This window comes from Streptomyces xiaopingdaonensis, from assembly GCF_000262345.1.
Lineage (GTDB): Bacteria > Actinomycetota > Actinomycetes > Streptomycetales > Streptomycetaceae > Streptomyces > Streptomyces xiaopingdaonensis.
Genome location: NZ_AJTQ01000276.1, coordinates 21,110 through 42,907, shown reverse-complemented (window position 1 = coordinate 42,907; position 21,798 = coordinate 21,110). Strand labels below are relative to the sequence as shown.

General features: G+C 74.2%; 23 protein-coding genes. 9 read left to right on the top strand and 14 right to left on the bottom strand.

The window, feature by feature from the left end; all coding sequences use genetic code 11:
• Positions 1-22 precede the first annotated feature (22 nt).
• The gene (locus UWG_RS0121915) at positions 23-1,066 is read left to right on the top strand and encodes a LacI family DNA-binding transcriptional regulator (RefSeq protein ID WP_016909347.1); all 1,044 of its coding nucleotides are present in this window, start codon (positions 23-25) and stop codon (positions 1,064-1,066) included.
• Between the two features lie 58 nt (positions 1,067-1,124).
• On the opposite strand, the gene UWG_RS0121910 is transcribed toward UWG_RS0121915, so the two are convergent.
• Both UWG_RS0121910 and gad read right to left on the bottom strand, forming a co-directional pair.
• Positions 1,125-1,853: a YqjF family protein gene (locus UWG_RS0121910; protein ID WP_016909346.1), complete on the bottom strand. Its 729-nt coding sequence runs from the start codon at positions 1,851-1,853 to the stop codon at positions 1,125-1,127.
• 56 nt (positions 1,854-1,909) lie between these two features.
• Positions 1,910-3,289, bottom strand: coding sequence for a glutamate decarboxylase (gad, locus tag UWG_RS0121905; protein WP_016909345.1), 1,380 nt, complete (start codon positions 3,287-3,289; stop codon positions 1,910-1,912).
• Positions 3,290-3,496: 207 nt separating this feature from the next.
• Between gad and UWG_RS0121900 the strand changes: the two genes are divergently transcribed.
• The 4 genes from UWG_RS0121900 to UWG_RS0121885 all read left to right on the top strand — a co-directional run bounded on the left by UWG_RS0121900 (position 3,497) and on the right by UWG_RS0121885 (position 6,945).
• Positions 3,497-3,910 carry a DUF2795 domain-containing protein gene (locus tag UWG_RS0121900; protein WP_016909344.1) on the top strand — a complete coding sequence of 138 codons (414 nt, stop codon included), beginning with the start codon at positions 3,497-3,499 and terminating at the stop codon, positions 3,908-3,910.
• Between the two features lie 43 nt (positions 3,911-3,953).
• Positions 3,954-4,154: a hypothetical protein gene (locus tag UWG_RS33470; protein ID WP_202800760.1), complete on the top strand. Its 201-nt coding sequence runs from the start codon at positions 3,954-3,956 to the stop codon at positions 4,152-4,154.
• Between the two features lie 629 nt (positions 4,155-4,783).
• Positions 4,784-5,977, top strand: coding sequence for a PQQ-dependent sugar dehydrogenase (locus tag UWG_RS0121890; RefSeq protein ID WP_016909342.1), 1,194 nt, complete (start codon positions 4,784-4,786; stop codon positions 5,975-5,977).
• A 194-nt stretch (positions 5,978-6,171) separates the two neighbouring features.
• Entirely contained in the window at positions 6,172-6,945 is a 774-nt protein-coding gene (locus tag UWG_RS0121885) for a DUF998 domain-containing protein (RefSeq protein WP_016909341.1), read from the top strand.
• A gap of 22 nt (positions 6,946-6,967) precedes the next feature.
• Here UWG_RS0121885 and UWG_RS0121880 read toward each other — a convergent pair whose 3' ends face one another.
• The gene (locus UWG_RS0121880; RefSeq protein ID WP_016909340.1) at positions 6,968-8,569 is read right to left on the bottom strand and encodes a thiamine pyrophosphate-dependent enzyme; all 1,602 of its coding nucleotides are present in this window, start codon (positions 8,567-8,569) and stop codon (positions 6,968-6,970) included.
• 47 nt (positions 8,570-8,616) lie between these two features.
• A complete protein-coding gene (locus UWG_RS0121875) occupies positions 8,617-10,104 on the bottom strand; it encodes an MFS transporter (protein WP_016909339.1) in 1,488 nt (495 codons plus the stop codon).
• A gap of 210 nt (positions 10,105-10,314) precedes the next feature.
• Here UWG_RS0121875 and UWG_RS0121870 point away from each other — a divergent pair, with 210 nt between their 5' ends.
• Entirely contained in the window at positions 10,315-11,076 is a 762-nt protein-coding gene (locus UWG_RS0121870) for an IclR family transcriptional regulator (protein ID WP_016909338.1), read from the top strand.
• A gap of 7 nt (positions 11,077-11,083) precedes the next feature.
• On the opposite strand, the gene bla is transcribed toward UWG_RS0121870, so the two are convergent.
• Positions 11,084-11,995, bottom strand: a complete 912-nt coding sequence (bla, locus tag UWG_RS0121865; protein ID WP_016909337.1) for a class A beta-lactamase — start codon at positions 11,993-11,995, stop codon at positions 11,084-11,086.
• 136 nt (positions 11,996-12,131) lie between these two features.
• Between bla and UWG_RS0121860 the strand changes: the two genes are divergently transcribed.
• Together UWG_RS0121860 and UWG_RS0121855 are read left to right on the top strand one after the other, a co-directional pair.
• Positions 12,132-13,085 (top strand): LysR family transcriptional regulator, encoded by a 954-nt coding sequence (locus UWG_RS0121860; RefSeq protein WP_078495703.1) that lies wholly within the window; start codon positions 12,132-12,134, stop codon positions 13,083-13,085.
• Positions 13,082-13,960: a serine hydrolase gene (locus UWG_RS0121855; protein ID WP_016909335.1), complete on the top strand. Its 879-nt coding sequence runs from the start codon at positions 13,082-13,084 to the stop codon at positions 13,958-13,960. Before UWG_RS0121860 ends, UWG_RS0121855 begins: the two co-directional genes overlap by 4 nt.
• Positions 13,961-13,964: 4 nt before the next feature.
• Here the strand turns inward: UWG_RS0121855 and UWG_RS0121850 are convergent, their stop codons facing one another.
• From UWG_RS0121850 to ligD, 7 genes are all read right to left on the bottom strand, one after another.
• Positions 13,965-15,896 (bottom strand): complex I subunit 5 family protein, encoded by a 1,932-nt coding sequence (locus UWG_RS0121850; protein WP_016909334.1) that lies wholly within the window; start codon positions 15,894-15,896, stop codon positions 13,965-13,967.
• Entirely contained in the window at positions 15,893-16,240 is a 348-nt protein-coding gene (locus UWG_RS0121845) for a sodium:proton antiporter (RefSeq protein ID WP_029391663.1), read from the bottom strand. The genes UWG_RS0121850 and UWG_RS0121845 overlap by 4 nt, the downstream gene beginning before the upstream one ends.
• 98 nt (positions 16,241-16,338) lie before the next feature.
• The gene (locus tag UWG_RS0121840) at positions 16,339-17,082 is read right to left on the bottom strand and encodes an MnhB domain-containing protein (protein ID WP_016909332.1); all 744 of its coding nucleotides are present in this window, start codon (positions 17,080-17,082) and stop codon (positions 16,339-16,341) included.
• Positions 17,079-17,357 (bottom strand): DUF4040 domain-containing protein, encoded by a 279-nt coding sequence (locus UWG_RS0121835; RefSeq protein WP_016909331.1) that lies wholly within the window; start codon positions 17,355-17,357, stop codon positions 17,079-17,081. Before UWG_RS0121835 ends, UWG_RS0121840 begins: the two co-directional genes overlap by 4 nt.
• Positions 17,350-17,823 carry an MrpF/PhaF family protein gene (locus UWG_RS0121830; RefSeq protein ID WP_029391662.1) on the bottom strand — a complete coding sequence of 158 codons (474 nt, stop codon included), beginning with the start codon at positions 17,821-17,823 and terminating at the stop codon, positions 17,350-17,352. The genes UWG_RS0121835 and UWG_RS0121830 overlap by 8 nt, the downstream gene beginning before the upstream one ends.
• Entirely contained in the window at positions 17,820-18,017 is a 198-nt protein-coding gene (locus UWG_RS0121825; RefSeq protein ID WP_016909329.1) for a hypothetical protein, read from the bottom strand. Before UWG_RS0121825 ends, UWG_RS0121830 begins: the two co-directional genes overlap by 4 nt.
• Positions 18,018-18,129: 112 nt before the next feature.
• Positions 18,130-19,137: a non-homologous end-joining DNA ligase gene (gene ligD / locus UWG_RS0121820; RefSeq protein ID WP_016909328.1), complete on the bottom strand. Its 1,008-nt coding sequence runs from the start codon at positions 19,135-19,137 to the stop codon at positions 18,130-18,132.
• A gap of 190 nt (positions 19,138-19,327) precedes the next feature.
• Between ligD and UWG_RS0121815 the strand changes: the two genes are divergently transcribed.
• Positions 19,328-20,464 carry a glutathione-independent formaldehyde dehydrogenase gene (locus tag UWG_RS0121815; RefSeq protein WP_029391661.1) on the top strand — a complete coding sequence of 379 codons (1,137 nt, stop codon included), beginning with the start codon at positions 19,328-19,330 and terminating at the stop codon, positions 20,462-20,464.
• 63 nt (positions 20,465-20,527) lie between these two features.
• Here UWG_RS0121815 and UWG_RS0121810 read toward each other — a convergent pair whose 3' ends face one another.
• Together UWG_RS0121810 and UWG_RS0121805 are read right to left on the bottom strand one after the other, a co-directional pair.
• Entirely contained in the window at positions 20,528-20,845 is a 318-nt protein-coding gene (locus UWG_RS0121810) for a DUF8129 domain-containing protein (protein WP_016909326.1), read from the bottom strand.
• Positions 20,846-20,957: 112 nt separating this feature from the next.
• Positions 20,958-21,737 carry an Fpg/Nei family DNA glycosylase gene (locus UWG_RS0121805; protein ID WP_016909325.1) on the bottom strand — a complete coding sequence of 260 codons (780 nt, stop codon included), beginning with the start codon at positions 21,735-21,737 and terminating at the stop codon, positions 20,958-20,960.
• Between the last annotated feature and the right edge of the window lie 61 nt (positions 21,738-21,798).

Genomic DNA, 21,798 nt, shown 5'->3' with positions numbered 1-21,798 from the left:
GACAACAGGGGGAGGGGTCCGGGTGAGCGTGGGTCTCAAGGACGTCGCGGCGCGCGCCGGTGTGTCGATCAAGACGGTTTCCAACGTGGTCAACAACCGTCTCCACGTCACGCCCGCCACCCGCGAAAGGGTCCAGCAGGCCATCGACGACCTCGGCTACCGCCCCAACGTCACCGCCCGCCACCTGCGCAAGGGCCGCACCGGCATCCTCGCCCTCGCGGTACCGGAGCTCGGCAACCCGTACTTCGCCGAGCTCGCCGGCGCCGTGATCGACGCGGCGGCGGAGCACGACTACACCGTCCTCCTCGACCACACCCAGGGCTGCAGGGAGCGCGAACTCCTCGTCACCCGCGGCTTCCGCGCCAGGGTGATCGACGGCCTCATCCTCAACCCGCTGGAACTGGAGCCCGAGGACCTCGCCCAGCGTACGGAAAAAGCACCCCTGGTGCTCATCGGCGAACGCCGCTACGACCTCCCCTACGACCACGTCGCCATCGACAACATCGCAGCGGCCCGCGCCGCCGTACGCCACCTCCTCGACCTCGGCCGCCGGCGCATCGCCTTCCTCGGCGCCCGCGACGACCGCCCGAGCCGGCCCGCGCACCTTCGACTCCTCGGCTGGCGTGCGGAGTTGGCGGATTCGGGAGTGCCGGCCGACGACGCGTTGATCGGCGCCGTCGAGGGCTGGGACAGGGCGGACGGAGCCGCGGCGATGGCGGCGCTCCTCGACGCGGGGCGGACGCCGGACGCCGTCTTCGCCTACAACGACCTCGTCGCCATCGGGGCGATGCGGGTGATGGCCGAGCGGGGGCTGCGGGTGCCGGAGGACGTCGCGGTCGTCGGCTTCGACGGCCTGACCGAAGGGCGCTACGGCGCGGTCACGTTGACCACCGTCGCGCCGGACAAGCAGGCGATAGCCAGGTTGGCGGTCGGCTCGCTCGTCGACCGGATCGCGCAGGCCGACGTGCCCGCGAGCGGCGCCGCAGGCCCCGGTGGCTCGCGGCTGCTCCAGCCCGGCTTCACCCTCGTGGAGCGGGAGAGCACCCGCGGGGCCGCGGCCGACTAGCCGACCGGGTGACGTCGATGCGCACTGTCCAACGATGTACGCGGCACGCTCCGGCGGCTCAGACCCGCCTGGGGCGGCCGAAGCGGACGCGAACCCCCGGGGAGTGGAGGACGCTCACGGGCTCGCCCGCCGGCTCGGGCAGCCCGGCCGCCCTGAGCAGGTCGCCCTCGCACCGCGACAGCTCCGCACGGTGCAGCCGCCAGCGCGGGTGCGTGGTCGGCAGGCGTGCCGTACGCCCGAACACCCTGCTGTGCAACGCCCAGCGCGCCGTCAGGAAGTGCTCCAACTCGCCCGGCTCGTCCAGCGGTTCGCCGATCCGCACCTCGATCCTGCTCCGCACGCCGCGCCGGGGCGCCCGGCGCGCCAAGGTGTAGGCGACCCTGTCGCGCTCCCTCTCGACCGCCATCCGGGACCAGGAGTACGGCAGCCCGAAGGAGAGCCGGCCCAGCGCAGCGGGGACCAGGCGGGCGGCGTCGAGGGAGCGGAAGACCACCCCGCGGCGGCCCTGCGCATCGACGGAGTACAGCCGCACGTTGGTCTCGGCGAAGCTTCCGAGGTACGGCACCCCCGGCAGCCGCAGCGGCCCCGTACCGTGCATGCGGAACGCGACGAGCCCGACGTGCGCGCTGCCGTCGAAGGTGTCGGGGACGATCCCGGCCGGCAGGAGCGGCGCGACGTCCCCGGGGCCGACCTGCCAGTGGACGAAGGTGAGGTCGAGCCACGACTGGGTGAGCAGCGGCCTGTCGACGCGTTCCGGCGGATGCGGCGTCACGGTTTCCGTGGTCATGGAGCGGCCTCTCGATCCGCGGCCGGCGCTTCGTACGCGGTCGGCGCGGGCGGCGGTCAGTGGTGGAAGCTCGGCTGCGCGAGCGCGTCGGTGCGGCCGCTCCGGAGCCGCTCGACGGCCTGCCGGAGGTCCCGCGCGAGCAGCAGCACGGTGTCGTGCGCCGTCCCGTGGCGGACGAGCACCCGCTGCACCACGGTGCCGTCCCGGTGCGCGGGCAGCGGGTACGCCGGGACCTGCCAGCCGCGCAGCCGCAGTTGCTCGGAGACGTCGTAGAGGGTGAAGCCGGCCGAGTCGGGTTCGCTGAGGCGCCAGGTGACCGCGGGCAGGGCGGTGGAGCCGTCGTGGAGGAGGGTGAACGGGCCCATGGTGCGGACCTGTTCGGCGAGCGCCCGCGCGCTGTCGGCGCACTGGGTGAGCACCTTCCGGTAGCCCTCCCGGCCGAGCCGCAGCAAGGTGTAGTACTGCGCGACGATTTCTCCGCCCGGCCGGGAGAAGTTGAGCGCGAAGGTCGGCATGTCGCCGCCGAGGTAGTCGACGCGGAAGACGAGGTCCTCGGGGAGCAGCTCGGCCCTGCGCCACACGACCCACCCCACGCCGAGCGGCGCCATGCCGTACTTGTGCCCCGACGCGTTGATCGAGGCGACCCGCTTCACGCGGAAGTCCCACACCAGGTCGGGGTCGCGGAACGGTGCGACGAAGCCGCCGCTCGCCGCGTCGACGTGGAGGGGGACGTCGAGCCCGGTGTCGCGCTCGATCGCGTCGAGCGCGTCGGCGATCTCCGCGACGGGCTCGTAGTCGCAGGTGAAGGTGATCCCCAGGATCGCCACGACACCGATGGTGTTCTCGTCGACGTACCCCCGGAGCTGGTGCGCGCGGAGCCCGGTGGCGTCCGGCTCCAGCGGCACCTGCCGGAGCTCCACGTCGAAGTAGCGCGCGAACTTCTCCCAGCACACCTGCACGGGGCCGCAGACGAGGTTCGGGCGGTCGGCCGGCTTCCCCTCGGCCCGACGCCGCTGCCGCCAGCGCCACTTGAGCGCCAGCCCGCCGAGCATCGCCGCCTCGCTGGAGCCCGTCGTGGAGCAGCCCATCGTGGACTCGCCCGCCGGGCTGTGCCACAGGTCGGCGAGGAGGTGGACGCAGCGGGACTCGATCTCCGCGGTCTGCGGGTACTCGTCCTTGTCGATCATGTTCTTGTCGATGCACTCGCCCATGAGGCGGTGCACCTCGGGCTCGGACCACGTCGTGCAGAAGGTGGCGAGGTTCTGCGCGGAGTTCCCGTCGAGCGCCAGCTCGTCCCGGACGAGGGAGTAGACGGCGGCGGGGAAGGAGCTGTGCTCGGGCATCCGGAACTTCGGCAGCGCGCGGTCGCTGAGGGACATGCCGTAGATGTCGTCGAATGCTTCGTCCCGATCGCAGGTCACGTGGTGCAGCGCCATCCCAGGCTCCTTCCGGACTCCGCAACGACGCTAGGCAGCCGCCGCACGCGGCGCACCCGCAGCGCGCCAACCGGGTAGCGGCGCCCGCAGGCGGCGGCCACGTTTGCACCGGCTGCGACGGGCAACCCGCCGGGACGTGCCTCGACACGTGCAGCCCGTGACCGCCCGAGGTGCGGACGGGGTGCACGCGCGGAAAGGGAGGACGCCATGAGCGAGCAGGGCTCGGACAAGACCAGCCAGCTCCGCGACGACCAGTACAAGCGGGAACTCCGCAACGAGATGCAGGCGAACCGCTCGACGCGGATGCAGGAGGAGCGCGAGCCGGAGCCCTCGGGCGAGGACCAGCCGGACGCCGACCAGGTGCCCAACGCCATCCGCACCGGCGGTGCGCCTCCCGGCATGACGCCCGAGGACGTCGCCGTCCGCTACGACCTCGCCCGCTTTCTCGGCACGGGCGCCTACCCGGCCGACCGCGAGCAGCTCCTCGGCACGCTCCGCGGCAACCACGCCCCCGACGCGCTGCTGGAGTTCGCCGCGCAGTTGCCCGTCGGGCGTACGTACCGCAACACCCAGGAGGTGGCGGAGGCGCTCGGCCTCGGCGTGGAGGAGCACCGCACCTGAGCCGCGTGCAGTCTTGCGTGTCCGGTGGGACGAGGCAGAGACCGTGACCCGACTGCGCGATGTTGTCCGCGCATTGCCGGTCTCCGAGGGCGAACTCTCCTTCGACGCCTCGTCGGCGCCGGCCTCGCCGCTGGGACTCTTCACCGAGTGGCTCCACGCGGCAGTCGACGCCGGCGTCGAGGAGCCGCACGCCATGACGCTCGCCACGGCCGGCCCGAAGACAGGCCGTCGAGCCGGGAGTTGATCCTCGCGGACGCCGACGAGGAGGGTCGGCAGTTCGCCACCTCGGCGCGCAGGCCCAAGGTCGACGGCCGCCCCTTCGCCGCGCTCTCCTGTCACCGGCTCCGACTCGCCCGACACGTGCGCCTGCGCGGCCCCGTGGCCTCTGCCGGCGCCGAACGGAGTGCGCGGACCAGCCGCGGGCGCAACGACGGAACCCGCGCCGAGGCGCTGCTGGGCCGCCAGCCGCACGCCCTCACCTCGGAGGCCCCGGACCCCGTCCCCCCGACCGGACCCTCCGCACGCTGCGTCCGGAAACGGTGGAGTTCTGCCAGGGCGACCGGGAGCGCCGCCGCACCCGTGCTCCGCCAGCGCCGGAGCACGGGTGGCAGTGGGGGCCGCGGGCTGCTCCGGGCGTAGTCCGCGGCTGCGTGCCGCGCCGTGCTCGGAGCCGTTCGCCGACGAAGCGAAACGCGCCGCGGCCCGGCGCCGCGCGGCGTGTTCTCGCCCTGGTGCGACACGGGAGCAGCGACTAGCGTCCCCCGTCACGTCCGGTGTCGCACGGGTGGCCGCCCTCACGTCGGTCCCCTTCCGCCACACCGCGACCTCTGCAGTGCACGTGTCATGAGAACGCACCCCCACCCTGGAGTCGCTATGCCACGGCACCATCGCACCGGCAGGTCTCTGCTCACCCTCGGCGCGGCCGCGGCCCTCGTCGCCGCGGGCTTCACGGCGCAGGCCCAACCGGCCGCCGCTGACGTACCGTTGGACTCCCTGAACGCCACGGCGACGGAGGCCGCCTCGGGCCTCGACTTCCCGACGGCGCTCACGGGAGCCGGCGACGGCAGCGGAGACCTCCTCGTCACCGAGAAGAAGGGAACGGTCCGCAGCTACCACCCCGACACCGGACTCGCCGAGCAACCCCTCCTGGACATCAGCGACTTGGTCACCTCAGAGAGCAGCGAACGGGGCCTCCTCGGCGTCGCCACGGGCCCCGACTTCGCCGAGACCCACGAGGTCTACGTCGCCTACACGGCCGTCGAGGACGGCGCCGTCACCCTCGCCAGGCACGGACTCGACGACGACAGCCACGAGGTGCTGCTCCAGCACGAGCACCTCGCCGCCAACCACAACGGCGGCCAACTCGCCTTCGACAGCGCAGGGTTGCTCTACTGGGGCATCGGCGACGGCGGCATGGCCGGCGACCCGGACGACAACGCGCAGTCCACCGACACGCTCCTCGGCAAGATCCTGCGCATCGACCCCTCGCAGCAGTGCGGCGAGCAGCCCTACTGCGTGCCGGAGGGCAACCCCTTCGTCGACGACTCCGAGGCCCGCTCGGAGATCTGGACGTACGGCCTGCGGAACCCATGGAAGTTCTCCCTCGACGCAGCGGACGACTCGCTGTGGATCGGCGACGTCGGGCAGAACGCCTGGGAGGAGGTCGACCACCTCGCCGCGGACCAGGCGGGCGCGAACCTCGGCTGGTCCTGCTACGAGGGCACCGAGGTCTACGACGAGACGCGCTGCCGCGACGGCGAGGAGTACGTCGACCCCGTCTTCACCTACGCCACCAACGAGGACGGCTGCGCCGTCATCGGCGGCCACGTCTACCGCGGCGAGCAGTACGCGGACCTCGCCGACGGCGTCTACCTCGCCACCGACTACTGCTCGGCCACGGCCTTCGCCGTCCGCGAGACCTCCGAGGGGTACGAGAGCGCCACGATCGGCGAACTGCCCGAATCCCCCACGGCGTTGGGCACCTCCGAAGACGGGGAGCAGTACGTCGTCACCGAGTCCGGCGGGCTCTACGCCGTCGGCTTCGAGGAGGCGGGCACCGAAGGCTGAGCCGCCGCCCCGGCCACCGCACGGCCGGGCGGCGGGGAACGTGCGGTGGTACTCGCACCACCGCGCGGCGTCCGGCCCCACCCCTAGGGGTGGGGCCGGCACCAGCTCCACAAGGCATGGTCACACCATCGCAGCGGGCACCCCGGCCGGCCGAGAGTGGAAGCCTCCACGATACTTCCACCAGGGGAGAGCCCATGAGCGACGGTGCCGAGCTGCGCCCTTCCGCACACCCGTGCCCGGACCCGCGGGCGGCCCACGGCCCGACGCGTCTCGCGCTCGCCGCGCCGGTCGCGGCGCTGCTCCTGATGGGCGCGCTCCATCTGCACCCCGGGTACTCGCCGCTCCACGACGTCCTCAGCAGCTATGCGCTCACCCCGGTCACGGCCGGCTTCTTCACGGCCGCCGTCCTCGCCATGGCGGTCGCCGTCGGGGCGCTCGACGCCTCGCTGGCGCGGCTGCTGCCGGCGGCGCGCACGCCGCTCCTCCACGCCGCGCTCGCGGTGAGCGTCGCCGCCTTCACCGCCACCGCGCTCTTCCCCACCGACCCCGAAACCCCGCACACGGCGACGGGGTTCATCCACAGGTACGCGGCCGGCACCGCCTTCGCCGCCCTCGCGGTGGCCGGGGCGCTGCTCGCTCGGCGGTTGCGCGGAACGGGCGGGTGGGAGCACACCGGGCGGCGCCTCACCGGGTGGGCGGTCGTCACCTGGCTGGGTATCGCGGTCTTCGCCGTCGCCCACGTGCGGGTGCTCTGGCCCGCCTCGGCGGCGGCCGAGGTGCTCTCCTGGTTCCCCGAGCGCGGCATCGTCCAACGCCTCCTCCTCTGCGCGCAGATCGCCCTGCTCCTCGCCGTCGCCCGGCCGCTGCACACGGCGGCGCGGCCGCTCCCGTCGCGCGTGCCGCAACCGGTCGCCGCCCGCGTCGAGTTGGAGGGCGTCGAGGCCGGACGCCCCCTGACGCCCGCGTAGCGGGGCCGGCGGGGACCGGTCGTCAGGGCCGGAAGTCCCGCTCCGCCTCGACGGCGACCTCCAGTACCAACGGGCCGGCACGCCCGGCGAGTTCGGGAACGCAGGCGTCCAACTCGCGCTCCAGCGCCTCGTGTTCCCCGACACGGCGGGCCTCGCACCCCAGCGAGCGGGCGAGGCCGGCGACGTCCACGCCGTGGAGCGAGGGCCACGGCGGTTCGCCTCCCTCGCGCTCGGCGAGCCGGTCGAGCACCCGGTAGCCGCCGTTGGCGAGGACGACGACGAGGACGCCGACCCCGTAGTGCGCGGCGGTCCACAGTGCCTGGATCTGGTAGAGCGAGGAGCCGTCCCCGACGACGGCGACGACGGGACGCCGCGGCGCCCCCATCCGCACGCCGACCGCGGCGGGAAGCGCGAAGCCCAGGCCGCCCATCGCCGCGCTGAGGAAGCCGAACGGGGCGCGCGCCGGTACGCGGGCGTGGAGTTCGGGGCGGTCGGAAGGCGCCTCCTCGACGAGCACCGTCTCCGCGGGCAGCCGTTCCGCCAGTGCCGAGAGCACGTGCCGGGCGTGCAGGGGGTGCCCTTCGAGGGGCGGCGGGGGCGGCGCGGGGCGTGCGGCCGTACGCGGCAACGGGCCCGTACGCGCCGGGAGTTCGGCGGCGAGCGCGGCGGTGAACTCCGAGAGCGGGGCGAGGTAGGCGACCGCGGCGGGGGAGCGTCGGGCCTCGGCCAAGTCGTCCGTGACGAGGGCCAGACGCGTGCCCGGAGGCGCCAACGCCCCGTCCTCGTAGGGGTATTGGCGTACCAACGGAGCGCCCACCGCGACGACGAGGTCGTACGCGGCGAGCACCTCGCGCAGCCGGCCGCGGTCGGCGGGGAGGTGCCCGGCGAAGCACGGGTGGTCCTGCGGGAACCCGGCGCGGGCGCCGAACGGCTCCTGGAGGACGGGGCATCCGAGTCGCTCCGCCACCTCCACGAGCGCCGCCCACGTCTCGGAACGGTCCGCGCCCGCGCCCACGAGCAGCGCGGGCGAGTCCGCACGTGCGAGCATCGCCGCCAACTCGGCGGCGGCCGAGGCGTCCGCGTCGACGGCGGTGCGCAGCACGGCGGGGGAGGGGAGCGGCAGCTCCTCGGCCGGCTCGGCCCAGTCGCCCGAGGGGACGACGACGAGCGCGGGGCCCCGCCCGACCCGCGCCGTGTGCGCGGCGCGCGCGAGCGCCCCCGGTACGTCCTGCGCCCTCGGCGGAGTCTCCACGCCCAGCGGGTACTCACCCGCGAGGCCCTCCAACTTGCCCGCAAGGAACGGCTCCTGGGCGAGGTGCCGCCGGTCCTGCTGCCCCACGACGGCGACGACGGGCGCCCGGTTGACCCGCGCCGTGGCGAGCGCCCCCACCGCGTTGCCGAGCCCTGCCGTCGTGTGCAGCAGCGCGAGCGCCGGCTCGTCCCGCACGAGGGCCCAGCCGGTGGCGGCGCCCACCACCGAGCCCTCGTGGAGCGCCAGTACGAGCTGGAGGTCGGGCGGCAGGTCCGTGAGGAGCGGTACCTCGGTCGAGCCCGGGTTGCCGAAGAGCGTGGTCATGCCGTGCTGCCGCAGGACGTCGAAGGCGGCGTCGCGAACGCTGCGCAAGGGTGCTCCCCTCGGTCGTCGTCGGGTGCCCGCTCGGCGGGCCTCGGTCAGGCCGCCCCCTCCACGGGGGCGCTGCTCGGATGGGGGCGGTGCGCGCGGACGAAGCCGAGCAGGCAGAAGCAGCAGGCGACGAGCCCCGCGTCCAGCCACAGTGCGGCCGACCAGTTCCCGGTCGCGTCCCGCAGGGCTCCGCCGACGGCGGGCGCGAGGACGGCGCCCGTCTCGCCGACGAGGTTCTCCATGCCGAAGGCGGAGCCCCGCAGCCGCGGCGTCGCGAGTTCCGCGGTCCAGGCGTGGCCGACGGGCTGGAGCGCGTTGAAGAACAGGCTCGCGAAGAAGAGGAGCAGCCCCATCACCCACAGGGAGGGCGCGGCCGCGACCGAGACGTACCAGGCGAACGCCACGGTGAGCACGGCCTGGGAGCCGGTGCAGGCGAGCATCACGGTCTTGCGTGTCCAACCGAGGCGCAGCGTGCGGTCGGAGAGCCAGCCGCCGACGGGGAAGCCGAGGATTCCGGCGCCGGCGTTGAACCCCGCGGTGAGCGCGGCGCTCATGAACGAGGAGTGCGCGGCGCCCGTCACGATCGAGACCGACCAGAAGCTGAAGAACCACAGGTTCCACAGAATCGCGATGTTGGCGAGGTAGAGCAGGAAGAGGTCCCGGTTGTACAGGACGGGCCGCAGTTCGGTCCCCTTCCGCACCAGCACCGCGAGGACGAGCACCACGGCCAGCGCCACTTCGAGGAGCGCGATCCACAGGTCGCTCAGCCCCGCGCGCTCCCCGAGCAGGTAGACGGCCATGATCAGTGCCAGCGAGACCGCGCTGACAGCGCCGAGCCGCAGCGTCGCGCCGCCCAGCGCCGCCCAGCGCAGGTGCGCGCGGAACCGCGCCGCGAGCAGCGCGGCGGCCGCGAGGGTGGCGGTCCCCAGCACCCAGAAGGCCATCCGCCACGCCTCCTCGTCGGCGAGCACCTGCTTTCCGAGGTTGACGAAGTGCGGGGTGAAGACGGTGGCGATCGTGATCCCGAAGGCGAGCCCGGTGATCACCACGCCCATCCCCAGGCTGCGTTCGCGCTCGGGCGTGACGGTCACCACGAGCGTCCGGTCGTTGGAGAAGAACGCGCCCTCGCCGAGCCCGGTGACGACCCGCAGCACGATGAAGGCGACGAGCCCGCCCATGAACCCGGTGAGCAGCGTCGTGACGCCCGCCCAGACGAGGCTGACGACGATGAGCGTGTGGTGCCCGAAGCGGTCGCCGAGGTAGCCGCCGGGGAACTGCGTGAGCATGTAGCCGGCGAAGAAGAGCCCGCCTATGAGGCCGCCCAGCGCGTGCGGATGCTCGGCCTCCGCGAGGAAGCCGACGTCGTTGTTGATCATCCAGGTGACGACGGGCCCGGTCACGGCCCGGTCCGCGGCGCTCACCGTCCACCCGAGGAGGAGCAGCAGCCAGACCGTGCGCCACGGCTTGCCGCGGCGTCCTTCGGCGGGGGCGGTTCCGGAAGCGGGGCGCGGGGCGCCTGCTGGCACGTCCTGCATGGCGGTCTCCGGTCGAGCGGCTGGTGGTCTCGTGGAGCGGTCCGTGCGTCACTGCGGACGGCGCGCGCCCGCCGTACGTCGTGCGCCGCTGTGGGGCAAGGACGTCCTGGGGGACGGAAAGCGGCTCCGTCGTGCGGGAGTTGCGTCGACGCTGCGAAGACTCAAGCAGAACCGGTCATGGGTCGGAACGCCTTCGCTACGGTTTCTGCCATGCGGAACAAGGGAGTTGACGCCTACGGTTCCCGGTCCGTCGCCAACGCCCTGCGCGTGCTGGTGCTGTTGGGCGCACGCCGGCCCGTGCGCCTCACCGACGTCAGCGCGCACCTCGGCGTCGCGCCCTCCACGGCGCACCGGCTCCTCGCGACGCTCCGGACGCACGGTTTCGCCGAACAGGAGCCGGGAGGCCGCCGCTACCGCGCGGGGCCCGCCCTCCTCGCCCTCGCCCGCGGCGAGTTCGACGAGCGGAGCCTGCTCCGCGCCGCACGCGCCGAGCTCGACCGGCTGCGCGACGAGAGCGGCGAGACCGCCAACCTCCTGACGCTCGACGGTCCCGACGCCTTCTTCCTCGACGGCGCCGAGGCCCGCCACACCCTCCGCGTCGCCCCCCGCACGGGCGACCACGTCCCGGCCTACGGCACGGCAGGCGGCAAGGTGCTCCTCGCCCAACTCCCCGCCGAGGTGGTGCGGATGCGCTACCCGGACGGCCTGCGCCCCCTCACCCCGCTCACCCGCGCCGACCTGCCGGCGCTCCTGCGCGACCTCGCCGCCTGCCGCCGCGCGGGCCACGCACTCAACCTCGGCGAAAGCGTCCTCGACGTCCACGCCGTCGCCGTCGCCGTTCCCGCCCCCGACGGCCCGTCGACGGCCTCCCTCACGGTCTCCGCCCCCTCCACCCGCCTCACCCGCGCCCGGGCGCTCGCCCTCGTACCGCTGCTCAGAGAGCGCGCTTCGGCGCTCGCCGCCCGGCTGTGACCGGCGCCTACGCCAGTGCTTCGAGGGCGACTTCGGCCGCGTCGGCCACGAGTGCGTCGTCGTGCTCCGCGTTCTTCGTGTCGCGCTTGGAGAGGACGGCGAGGACGATCGGGTCGCTCTTCGGCGGCCAGACGACGGCGATGTCGTTGCGGGTGCCGTACCCCCCGTTGCCGGTCTTGTCGCCGACCTTCCAGCCCTTGGGCGCACCGGCGCGGATGAGGTCGTCCCCCGTGGTGTTGCGCTTGAGCCAGTCGGTGAGCATCGTCCGCTTCTTCGCCGGCAGTGTGTTCTGGACGGCGTACGTGCGCAGGCTGTCGGCGAGCGCACGCGGCGTGCTGGTGTCCCGCACGTCGCCGGGTTCGGCGGCGCTCATGTCGGTCTCGTACCTGTCGATGTGGGTGACGCGGTTGCCGCTCGCCCGCAGCGCCTTCTGGAGCTCGGCGGGCCCGCCGAGGTGCCGGACGAGGAGGTTGGCGGCACCGTTGTCGCTGTGGCGGACAGCCGCGTCGCACAGTTCGCGCAGCGTCATACCGTCCGAGGCGTGCCGCTCGGTGATCGGCGAGTACTCGGGGAGGTCCTTCTTCGTGTACTCCACGCGCTCGTCCAGGTCGGCGGCCGACGTCTGCTCCAGGATGACGCCGGCGAGCAGCGCCTTGAAGGTGGAGGCGTGGGCGAACCGCGTGTCGGGGCGGTGGGCGATCTCCTTCCCGCTCCCCGTGTCGAGCGCGTAGACGCCCAGCTTCGCATCGAACTTGCGCTCCAGCGCGGCGAATTCACGCTTCGGCTGGTGGCCGGCGGTCGCGGAAGCGCCGGGGGAGGAGTCGTTCCCGGTGTCCTCGGTCCCGCAGGCCGCGAGAGGGAGCGCAAGCAGCGGGACGAGAGCGGCCAGTGCCGCGCGGCGGGGGAGGGAGGGGGTCATCGGGCAGCCTTCCGTGGACGGTCGGGTCTCGGCGCCCGGGGACGGGCGCACGGAGAGAGAAGAGCAGGACGACGGCCGTCATGTCCAAGACCAATATGGGAAGCCGATTGATAAGACCGCGATATGGTTGCTGGTCGTGGACTTGATACGGCACCTGAGATGCTTCGTGGCTGTGGCGGAGGAGTCACACTTCGGCCGCGCCGCCGAGCGTCTCGGCATGGCGCAGCCGCCCCTGTCGCAGCGGATACAGCGGCTGGAGCGGGAGTGGGGCGTCCGCCTCTTCGAGCGCACCAGCCGCCGCGTCTCGATCACCAAGGGCGGCACGCTCCTTCTGGAGGAGGCGCGTCAACTCCTTGCGCAGACCGAGGCGTTGACGGCCACGGCGAGCCGCCTCAGCGACGGCCGCAGCGGCCTCCTGCGCGCCGCCCTCCCGCCCGACATCGCGGGCGAGACGATCGCGGTGCTCCTCGACGGCCTCCGCGAACGCACCCCCGACGTCGAGTTGGAGCTGCACGAGCTCTCCACGGCCGAGCAGCTCCTCCGCCTCGCCTCGCACGAGCTGGACGTCGCCGTCCTCCACCATCCCTGCGACGTCGCCGGCTTGGAGCTCGCCCCCGTCCTCCGCCACGAACTCGGCGTCGTGCTGCCCCGCGACGCCGCGACCGCCGACCTGGAGACGGTCCCGCTCGCGGCGCTCTCCGGGCACGACCTCATCCTCTTCCCCCGCGCCCTCGCGCCGGCCGTCCACGACGAGATCCTCACCACCTGCGCCCGCCACGGCTACACCCCGCCCGCCGTCCGCAACGGCCACGGCCCCAGCTTCACCCGCGGGCTCCTCCTCTCCTCCCGCGCCGTCGCCTTCGCCCCGCTCGGCGCCCACCCGGGCCGCGACCCGGACCTGACCTGGCGCCCGCTGACCGGAGCCCCGCTCGCCTGGCGCCACTCGGCGGCCTGGCCACGGGGGCGGGGCGACGCCGCCGTACGGGCCTTCGCCGAGACCGTCACCGAAGCCCTCGGCCGCACGGCGGCCGGGCCCGACCTGCCCGCCGGGCCGCTCCACCTGCGCCCGTCGTCCGAGTACTGGATATGACCACGAACCCGCACCGCACCCGCATCGAGGCCGCCTTCGCCGAGGCCGGCGTCACCGGCTGGCTGCACGCGCGCGACATCGACTCCGGCGCCCAGGTCGACGCCGGAGCCGACCAGTCCGTCGTCACCGCGAGCGTCCACAAGCTCTGCCTGCTCGTCGCGCTCCACCGGGAGGCCGAGGCCGGACGCCTCGACCTCACCGAGCGGACGCGCTGCCCGCCGACCGGCCGCACCCCGGGGCCCACCGGTCTCGCCGCCATGCTCGACGAGGCCGTCCTCTCCCTGCGGGACGCCGCTTACCTGATGGTCTCCGTCAGCGACAACACGGCAGCCGACCTCCTCCTGGCGCGGGTCGGCCTCGACGCCGTCAACGCGACCACGCGCGAGTTGGGCCTCACCCGCACCCGCGCCCTCCACACCTTCGCGGAGTTCCTCGCCGCCCTCCGGGCCGACGTCGGCCCCGAGGGCCCCAGCGCCCTCGTCGACCCGCAGGTCGTCGCACGGCTCCGCGCCCTCGACCCGCGGCGCAGCAACCACAGCACGCCCAGGGAGATGACGCGCCTCCTCGCCTCCGTCTGGCGGGACGAGGCGGTCGACCCGGCACACTGCGCGGCGATGCGCAGGCTCCTCGGACTCCAGGTGTGGCCGCATCGGATGGCGTCTGGATTCCCCTTCGACGACGTGCACGTCGCGGGGAAGACGGGGAGCGCGCCGACGCTCCGCAACGAGGTCGGCGTCGTCGAGTACCCCGACGGCGGACGGTACGCGGTCGCCGTCTTCACCCGCGCGGGCAGCCCGGCGGCCGCCCTGCCCGCCGCCGACGCCGTCATCGGGACGGCCGCCCGCCTCGCCGTCGAGGCGCTGCGCTCCCGCTAGCGCGTCACCGCAGGAGCAGCCCGAGCAGCGCCATGCCGGCGACCGTGCAGGCGACGTAGTCGCCGACGTGTCCCGAGTGGAGGCGGCGGAGCGGCCGGGCCCAGGCGGCGCGGCGGGTGCCCGCGGTGATCCGCGGCGCGGTGCGCGCGAGCACGAGCGCGAGGAGCGTCGCCAGAAGGTCCAACAGGACGCCGCTCACCCTCCAGCTCGGCGCCGCGGACGCGGGCGGCGTCTCCGGGGAGCCGAACACCGCTGCGAGGTAGGCGGAGTGGTCCGAGAGCCCGTCGGCGGCGTGCGCCAGGTGCGGCCAGAGCGCGGGGACGCACCCGACGGCGAGCCCTCCGGCGAGGAGCGCGGTGGTGGCGACCAGCATGCTGTCGGGCGCGCGCGTCACGGGCCCCGCCGTCTCGGGCTCCTCGCCGGAACCGGTCGTCTCCGGCTCCCCCTCCTGCTCGGGCCCGGACGCGGTGTCGTGCCCGTCCGAGGTGCCGAACTCGTCCGCTCCTCGACGTTCCGAGGCGCCCGGCCGCTGCTCCTTGCCCTCGCCGCGCACCGCGGCCCGCGGCGCGAAGTGCGGCGGCCCCGCGGGCGGTTGACCGGCGCCGAGGAAGACGCCCGCCGCCGTCCGCAGGACCGCGGCTCCCGTGACCGCGGAGACGGCGACGAAGAGCACCGTCGCGCCCGGCCCCGCCGCCTCCTCGCAGAGCGCCTTGCCGAGCGCGGTGCCGAACGGCGGCAGCCCGGCGAGCGCCAGCCCGCCGAGCGCGAAGAGCACGCCGACGAACCGGAGTTCGCGCCCGCGCCCGTGCAGCTCCCGCTCGTCCACGCTGCCGAACCGGTCGAGGAGGACGCCCACGCACCCGAAGAGCGCGGCCTTCACTCCGGCGTGCGCGACGAGGTAGACGCCGACGCCCGTGGCCGCCTCCGGCGTGAGCGCGGAGAGCGCGGTGAGGAAGAGCCCGGTGTGCGCGATCGTGGAGAAGGCGAGGAGGCGCTTCAGGTGCCGCTGCTGCCAGCACATCACGGCGCCGAGGACGGCCGTCGACACGCCCTGCACGAGCAGCACCCAGTGCGCGTCCGCGGCGGACACCCCGCCCGGCCCGGCGAACGTCGCCCAGTACAGCCGGGCGATCCCGTAGACGCCGAGCTCCACCATGACCCCGGACAGCAGCATGCACACCGGCGTCGGCGCGACGGAGTGCGCGTCGGGCAGCCAGAAGTGGAAGGGCACGGCCGCCGCCTTGACGAGCAGACCCGTCGCGACGAGCGCGAACCCGGTGGTGACGAGCGCGTCGCCGCCGCCGGCCGCCGCGTCGAGAGCGGCGCCGATCTGCGCGAACCCGAGCTCGCCCGTGCGGGCGTAGAGGAGGCCGATGCCCAGCAGAGTGGCGTACCCGCCGAGGGAGTTGACGAAGCCGAAGGTGAGCGCGCCCTGTACCGCGCGGGCCTCCTCGACGCGGTAGCCGGTGAGCGCGTACGCGATGACGCCCATCAGCTCGAAGAAGACGAACGCGTTGAAGAGGTCCCCCGTGAGCACGAACCCGCACATGCCGGCCTGGAAGAGCAGCAGCAGCGCGGGGAAGGCGCCGGCCTGCCCCGGCGGCGGCTCGTCGAAGAACCTCCGCGAGTACACGAGCGCCGCGGTGACGAGCGCCGAGATCAGCGCGGCGAGCCCGAGTCCGGCGCCGTCGCCGACGAGCACGATGCCGACCCCCGAGCCGCCCTCGGGACGCCAGCCGGCGACCCACTCGACGGGCCCCGGCTCCCCGCGCGCGCCCACGAGTTCGACCACGGCGAGGGCGCCCGTCCCGCCGGAGACGAGGAGCCCGAACACGTCGGCCGTGTACCGCGGCAGCCAGCGTCCCGCACCGACGAGCAGCGCGGCTCCCAGCAGCGGAACGGCGACGAGCAGCGGCAGGACCCGCTCGGCCGTCACCCGCGCAACTCCCGCAGCTCGTCGGGGTCGACAGTGCCGTGCCGCTTGGCGATCTGCACGACGAGCGCGAGGAGCAGAGCCGTCACCGTCGCGCCGACGACGACGTCGGTGAGGGTGAGCGCCTGCACCACCGGGTCGACGACGGGGCGTGCGCCGGGCGGCACGTCGGAGAAGACGGGCGCCGTGCCGCCGCTTCGGTAGCCGACGGCGAGCAGCAGCACGTACGTCGAGGACTGGCAGACCGCCAGGGCGCCCACCGCGTGGATCAGGTTGCGGCTGGTGGCGAGGGCGTAGCAGCCGACGAGGAAGAGCCAGCCGGCGCAGAAGAAGGGGAGGAGGTTCACGGTGCGGGTCTCTCGGTGGAACAACGGGCGCTGTGCGTACGGCGGTTGAGCGGGTCTCTCCCGCCGGCGTATGCGCCCCCGCTCCGTGCGCCGCCCGTTCACCGGTGCTCCCCGTCCCGCGGCACCAGCTCCAGCGCCTGGTCGAGGAACTGGGCGAGGAGCACCACCGCGGCGGCGGCGACCTCGATCCCGATCGCCGCGTTGAGGAGCGGGACGATGCCGCCTGAGGCGAGCGTGTTGAAGGTGCCCAGCGGCAGCACGTTGCCGAGGAAGGAGGCGCCCGCGACGAGCACGGCGAGGCCGAGCAGCAGGTAGGCGGCGTCCCCGAAGGCGTCGGCGAGCGCGAAGACGGGGACGGGGCGGAGCCGCTCCAGCGCGCGGTAGTCGACGGCGACGTAGAGCAGGTGGAGCGCCGTCGCGACGACGAGCCCGCCCTGGAAGCCGCCGCCCGGGCTGAGTTGGCCGTGCGCCACGACGTAGAGGCCGACGAGGAGCGTCAGCGGCAGTGAGACGAGCGCGTAGCCGCGGACCGTCGGCGCGACCACGGCAGGCTCGGGCGGCACCCGGCGCTCGTCCTTGGCCTGCCGCAGCACGACGACGGTGCCGAGCACGGCGCCGAAGAGGATCGCCTGCTCCCCGAGGGTGTCGAAGGAGCGCTGGTCGAAGTTGACGGAGGAGACGACGTTCGCCGTGTGCCGGTGCAGCGCCGCGGCGACCGCCCTGGCGCCGTACGGGTGGTGGGAGCCGCCGAACTCCGGGAGCCGCCGGAAGGCGCCGGCGAACAGCACGGCGACGCCCGCGCACCCGACCCCCAGCACCCACAGGCGTACCGCCTTGTTCACCCCTCCTCACCCCGTCCGTCCGCGGGCGACTCCTCGCGCGGCCTGCGGCGCACCTTGCGGACCGAGAGCAGCACCATCAGCGGCGTCAGCACGGTGCCGACGGCGAGTTGGGAGAGGGCGACGTCCGGGGCCTGGAGGAGCGTGAAGAGCAGGGCGAGCGCCAGCCCGAGGACGGAGAGGACCAGCGCCTGGTGCACGGGCTCGCGCGAGAGCGCGGCTGCCGTGCCCGCGGCGGTGGCGAGCAACAAGCCGATGAGCACAGGGAGTTCAGCCACCCGAGCCCTCCCCTGCCGCGGTGCGCGGCGCCTTCGCGAGCGCGCGCCCGCACACGGCGCTCCCCGCCACCAGCAGCGCCCCGATCACCAGCACTTTCACCGTCGTACGCCCCGGCGCCACGGCGAAGCAGACCGGCACCACGACGGGCGGCACCACCGCGACGCTCGCCCACGAGGCGCCGCGCGCCAGCCCCGGCCAGGGCGTGCCCCGCGGCAGGTCCTCCGCGAGCAGCCGTTCGTAGACGAGGGTGCCGGCAGGCCCGAGCACGGCGAGGACGAGCGCGGTGTCGAGGTAGGCGGGCCTGTCGTAGCCGGGCGAGGCGAGCAGCAGGACGAGGGCGGCGAGGACCGTCGCCACGTTCTGCGCGAGCAGCCTGCTGCGCACCGGACCGACGACGGCGCCGCAGAGCGCCGGGCCGAGCCCGAGTACGAGCAGGAGGCAGGCCGCCGCGAGCCAGCCGTTCACCGGCCACCGCTTCCCGGGCGCCTCGCCGACGTGCGCCGCGCCGCGCACCCGGCGCCCGCAGCGACCACCGCGGCGCACCCCCCGACGAGCACCTCCAGGCCGTCGACCTGTCCCACCAGCACGAGCCACAGCCCGATGAGCCCCGCCCACCAACCTGCCGGCTCCGCGGCCGCGGCGAGCCTGCGGCGATCCATGTCCGCCTCCCGTCAGACACGGGCGCCCGGGGGCGCCACCCGTACGTACGGGGATCACCTTGGCACTGCACGCCGGCGAACCGGCGGCGCACGCGCCCGGCGGAACGGCGCCCTACGCCTGCCCGTCCGGCTGCTCGCGCACCACGTCCCGCGGCCGTTTGTCGTCGCGCAGCCCCAAGTACCGCGGGTGGCGCAGGAATCCGTCCCTCGTCCACTCGGTGAACCCGACCTGTGCGACGAGTTCGGGGCGCACCCAGTGCACCCCGCGCTCCCGTACCGGGTCCGCGAAGGGCGAGCGGGCGCGCTCCAGCGCGTCGAGCCGGGCGCGCAGCTCGCGCAGGACGCGGTCGCTGTACCCGGTGCCGACCTTGCCCGCGTACCGCAACTTTGTGCCCTCGTAGTAGCCGACGAGCAGCGCGCCGAAGCCGGAGCGGCTCCCGGCCGGTTCGGTGAAGCCGCCGACGACCGTCTCCTGTCCCCGCTCGCACTTGAGCTTCAGCCAGTCCGAGGAGCGCCTCCCGAGGTAGCGGCCGTCTGCCCGCTTGGCGATCAGCCCCTCCCAGCCGCGGTCGCACGCCTCCCGCAGACACGCGGTGTTGCGGTGCGTGGTGAAGCGGAGCGGGGAGTCGAAGTCGAGGGCGCGGCGCAGCAGGGACTTGCGGGTGCGCAGCGGGAGTTGCGTCAGGTCGGCGCCGTCGAGCCGCAGCAGGTCGAAGAGGAAGTAGGTGACGGCGACGCCGCTGGTGCGCGCCTGCCAGGCGCGGGTGAGCTGCATCCGCTGCTGGAGCCGGGAGAAGTCGGTGCGCCCGTGCGAGAAGGCGACCACCTCGCCGTCGACGGTGAAGTCCGCGCACTCCTGCGCCTGGAGCGCCTCCAGCACCTCCGGGTACGTCTCGTCGAGCCGCTTCCCCGTCCGCGACAGGAGGCGGACGCGGCCGGAGTCGCGGACGGCGAGCAGGCGCACCCCGTCGAGTTTCCGCTCGAAGAGCCATGCGTCGTCGAACTCGCGCCGGTCGCTGAGCTGCGCGCGCATCGGCTCGGCCGCGAGGCGCTCGCCCGGCGGGGCCTCGCGCAGCAGCCGGCGTTCCTCCTCGGGCAGCGTCTCCAGCAGTCCGCTCATCTCGCCTCCAGCCGGACGCCCGGGCGTGCGCCGGGGCGCACTCTCCACTCTCGCGCGCATCCCGGCGCTGTGCAGCGGGGACTCATCCCCGGGAGGGCCGTGTGTAATCGGAGCGAGACGGGCCACCCGGTGCGGGGGATGCCGCGGCACCCCCTGCCCGCACACGCCGGCTGCCGACTAGGAGGCACCAGTGAAAGCTGTTGTGTACCAGGAGCCGTTCGACGTCGCCGTCGAAGAGGTCGAGGACGCCAGGATCGAGGATCCGACCGATGTCGTGATCAGGGTGACCACCTCCGCGATCTGCGGGTCCGACCTGCACATGTACGAAGGGCGGACCGGCGCGGAGCCGGGCATCGTCTTCGGCCACGAGAACATGGGGATCGTCGAGGAGGTGGGCTCCGGGGTCGCCAGCGTCCACGAGGGGGACCGGGTCGTCCTCCCGTTCAACGTCGCGTGCGGCTTCTGCCGCAACTGCCTCGCCGGGAACACGGCGTTCTGCCTCACCGTCAACCCCGGGTTCGCGGGCGGCGCCTACGGCTACGTCTCGATGGGCCCCTACCGCGGCGGTCAGGCCGAGTACCTGAGGGTGCCGTTCGCCGACTTCAACTGCCTCGTGCTCCCCCCTGGCGAGGAGCACGAGGACGACTTCGCGCTCCTCGCGGACATCTTCCCGACGGGCTACCACGCCACCGAACTCGCGGCGGTCTCGCCAGGCGAGTCCGTCTGCGTCTACGGAGCGGGGCCCGTCGGCCTGATGGCCGCGTACTCCGCGCTGCTGCGCGGCGCCTCGCGCGTCTTCGTCGTCGACAAGCAGCCCGACCGGCTGCGGCTCGCCGAGCGTATCGGCGCCGTGCCCGTCGACTTCAGCGGCGGCGACCCCGCCGAGCAGATCAGGGAGCAGACCGGAGGCGAGGGCACGGACAAGGGCATCGACGCGGTCGGCTACCAGGCGACGGCGGCCGAGGGCGACGAGCAGCCCGCCATCGTGCTCAACGGGCTCGTCGAGTCGGTCCGCGCCACCGGCACGCTCGGCGTCGTCGGCCTCTACCTGTCGTCCGACCCCGGCGGGCCGACGGAGAGCGCCCAGCAGGGCGAACTCCTCTTCAAGGTCGGCCGGTTCTTCGAGAAGGGCCTCCGGATGGGAACGGGCCAGGCGAACGTGAAGCGGTACAACAGGCAGCTCCGCGACATGATCATCGCGGGCCGCGCCGAGCCGAGCTTCGTCGTCTCCCAGCGCGTCCCCCTCACCGAAGCCCCCGACGCCTACCGCCGCTTCGACCGGCGCGAGGACGGCTGGACGAAGGTGCTCCTCAAGCCCGGCGCCTGAGGACGTACGCACGACGCCGCGGAGGACGCACCTCCGCGGCGTCGTGCGTCCCGGCCGGCCGGGTCAGAAGCTGTACTTCCCGTGCCGGAGCGGCTCCCCCGGCTCGGCCGCGCGCTCCGGTGAGGCGGCGGAGCCGTGCGCCGAGGACTCGGGGCGGTCCGGCTGCTCGGCCTCCGGGTCGCCGCCGCTCGGCCGGGCGCCCGCGTCGAGCTCGCGGAGCCGCGCGGTGAGGAACGCCTCGACCTGCGGCCTCGCCGCGTGCTCGCGCTCGTGGTCGAGCAGCCGCTGCACATCGCGGCGTTCGAGCGGGCGGATGCGGTACTCGATGCTGGCGGCGGGGAGCTGGTCGTAGTCGGGCAGGGGCAGCGGGTCTTCGGACATCTGCGGCGCCTCCTAGCGCGGCTGCGGCCCCCCTCCTCGCTACGGTGTCGCCTCCGCGGCGCCCGCGCCAACGGACCGCCTGCGTACGGGGCCGCACCACCGCGCGGTGCCCTCACTCCGGCTGACAGTGCGGGCACCACACGGTGGTGCGACCCGCGACGCGGCCCTCGCGCAGCCGGGTGCCGCACCGCGGGCACGTCGCGTCGGAGTCGCCACGCCGACCGGTGAGCCACCCCTCGGCGGCGGGCACGCGGCCGGTCGGCAGCGACTCCGAAAGGGTGCGCCGCATCGTGGTGCGGAGGTCGGCGAGGGCGTCCTCGTCGAGCTCGGCCGTGGGACGGCCCGGTGCGAGGCGGGCGCGCCAGAGGACCTCGTCGGCGAGGAGATTGCCGAGCCCCGCGACGACGGACTGGTCCATCAGCGCCGACTTGAGACCGCCCCGCCTCCCCGCGAGCGCCGCCACGAAGTCGCCGCGGCTCACCTTCAGCGCGTCGGGGCCCTGGTCGCGCAGTTCGGGCGCGGAATCCGGCTCGTCGTAGAGCCACATGCCCTTGAGCTTCCGCTGGTCGCGGAAGCGGAGTTCGCGGTGGCGTCCGAGCGCGAAGACGACCCGGTCGTGCGGATGGAGCTCCTCCTCAGGGGAGCAGCAGCGCAGCTCGCCCGTCATGCCGAAGTGGAGGAGGAGCGTCGGCCCGCCGGTGTGCGCGAGCAGCCACTTGCCGCGCCGCTCGGCGCGGGTGAAGCGCCTTCCGACGAGCCTGCCGCTGAGCTCCTGCAGCGTGACACCGTGGACGACGCCCGCGTCGTGCACGTCGACGCGGTCGATGGTGCGGTGGGTTGCGCAGTCGCGCAGTACCGTGCGGTCGGCTTCGACGTCGGGGAGTTCGGGCACGGGGCACCTCCGTACGCGTCCGCGGCCCGACCCCGTCGGGACGCTCTCACCGGCTGCGGGT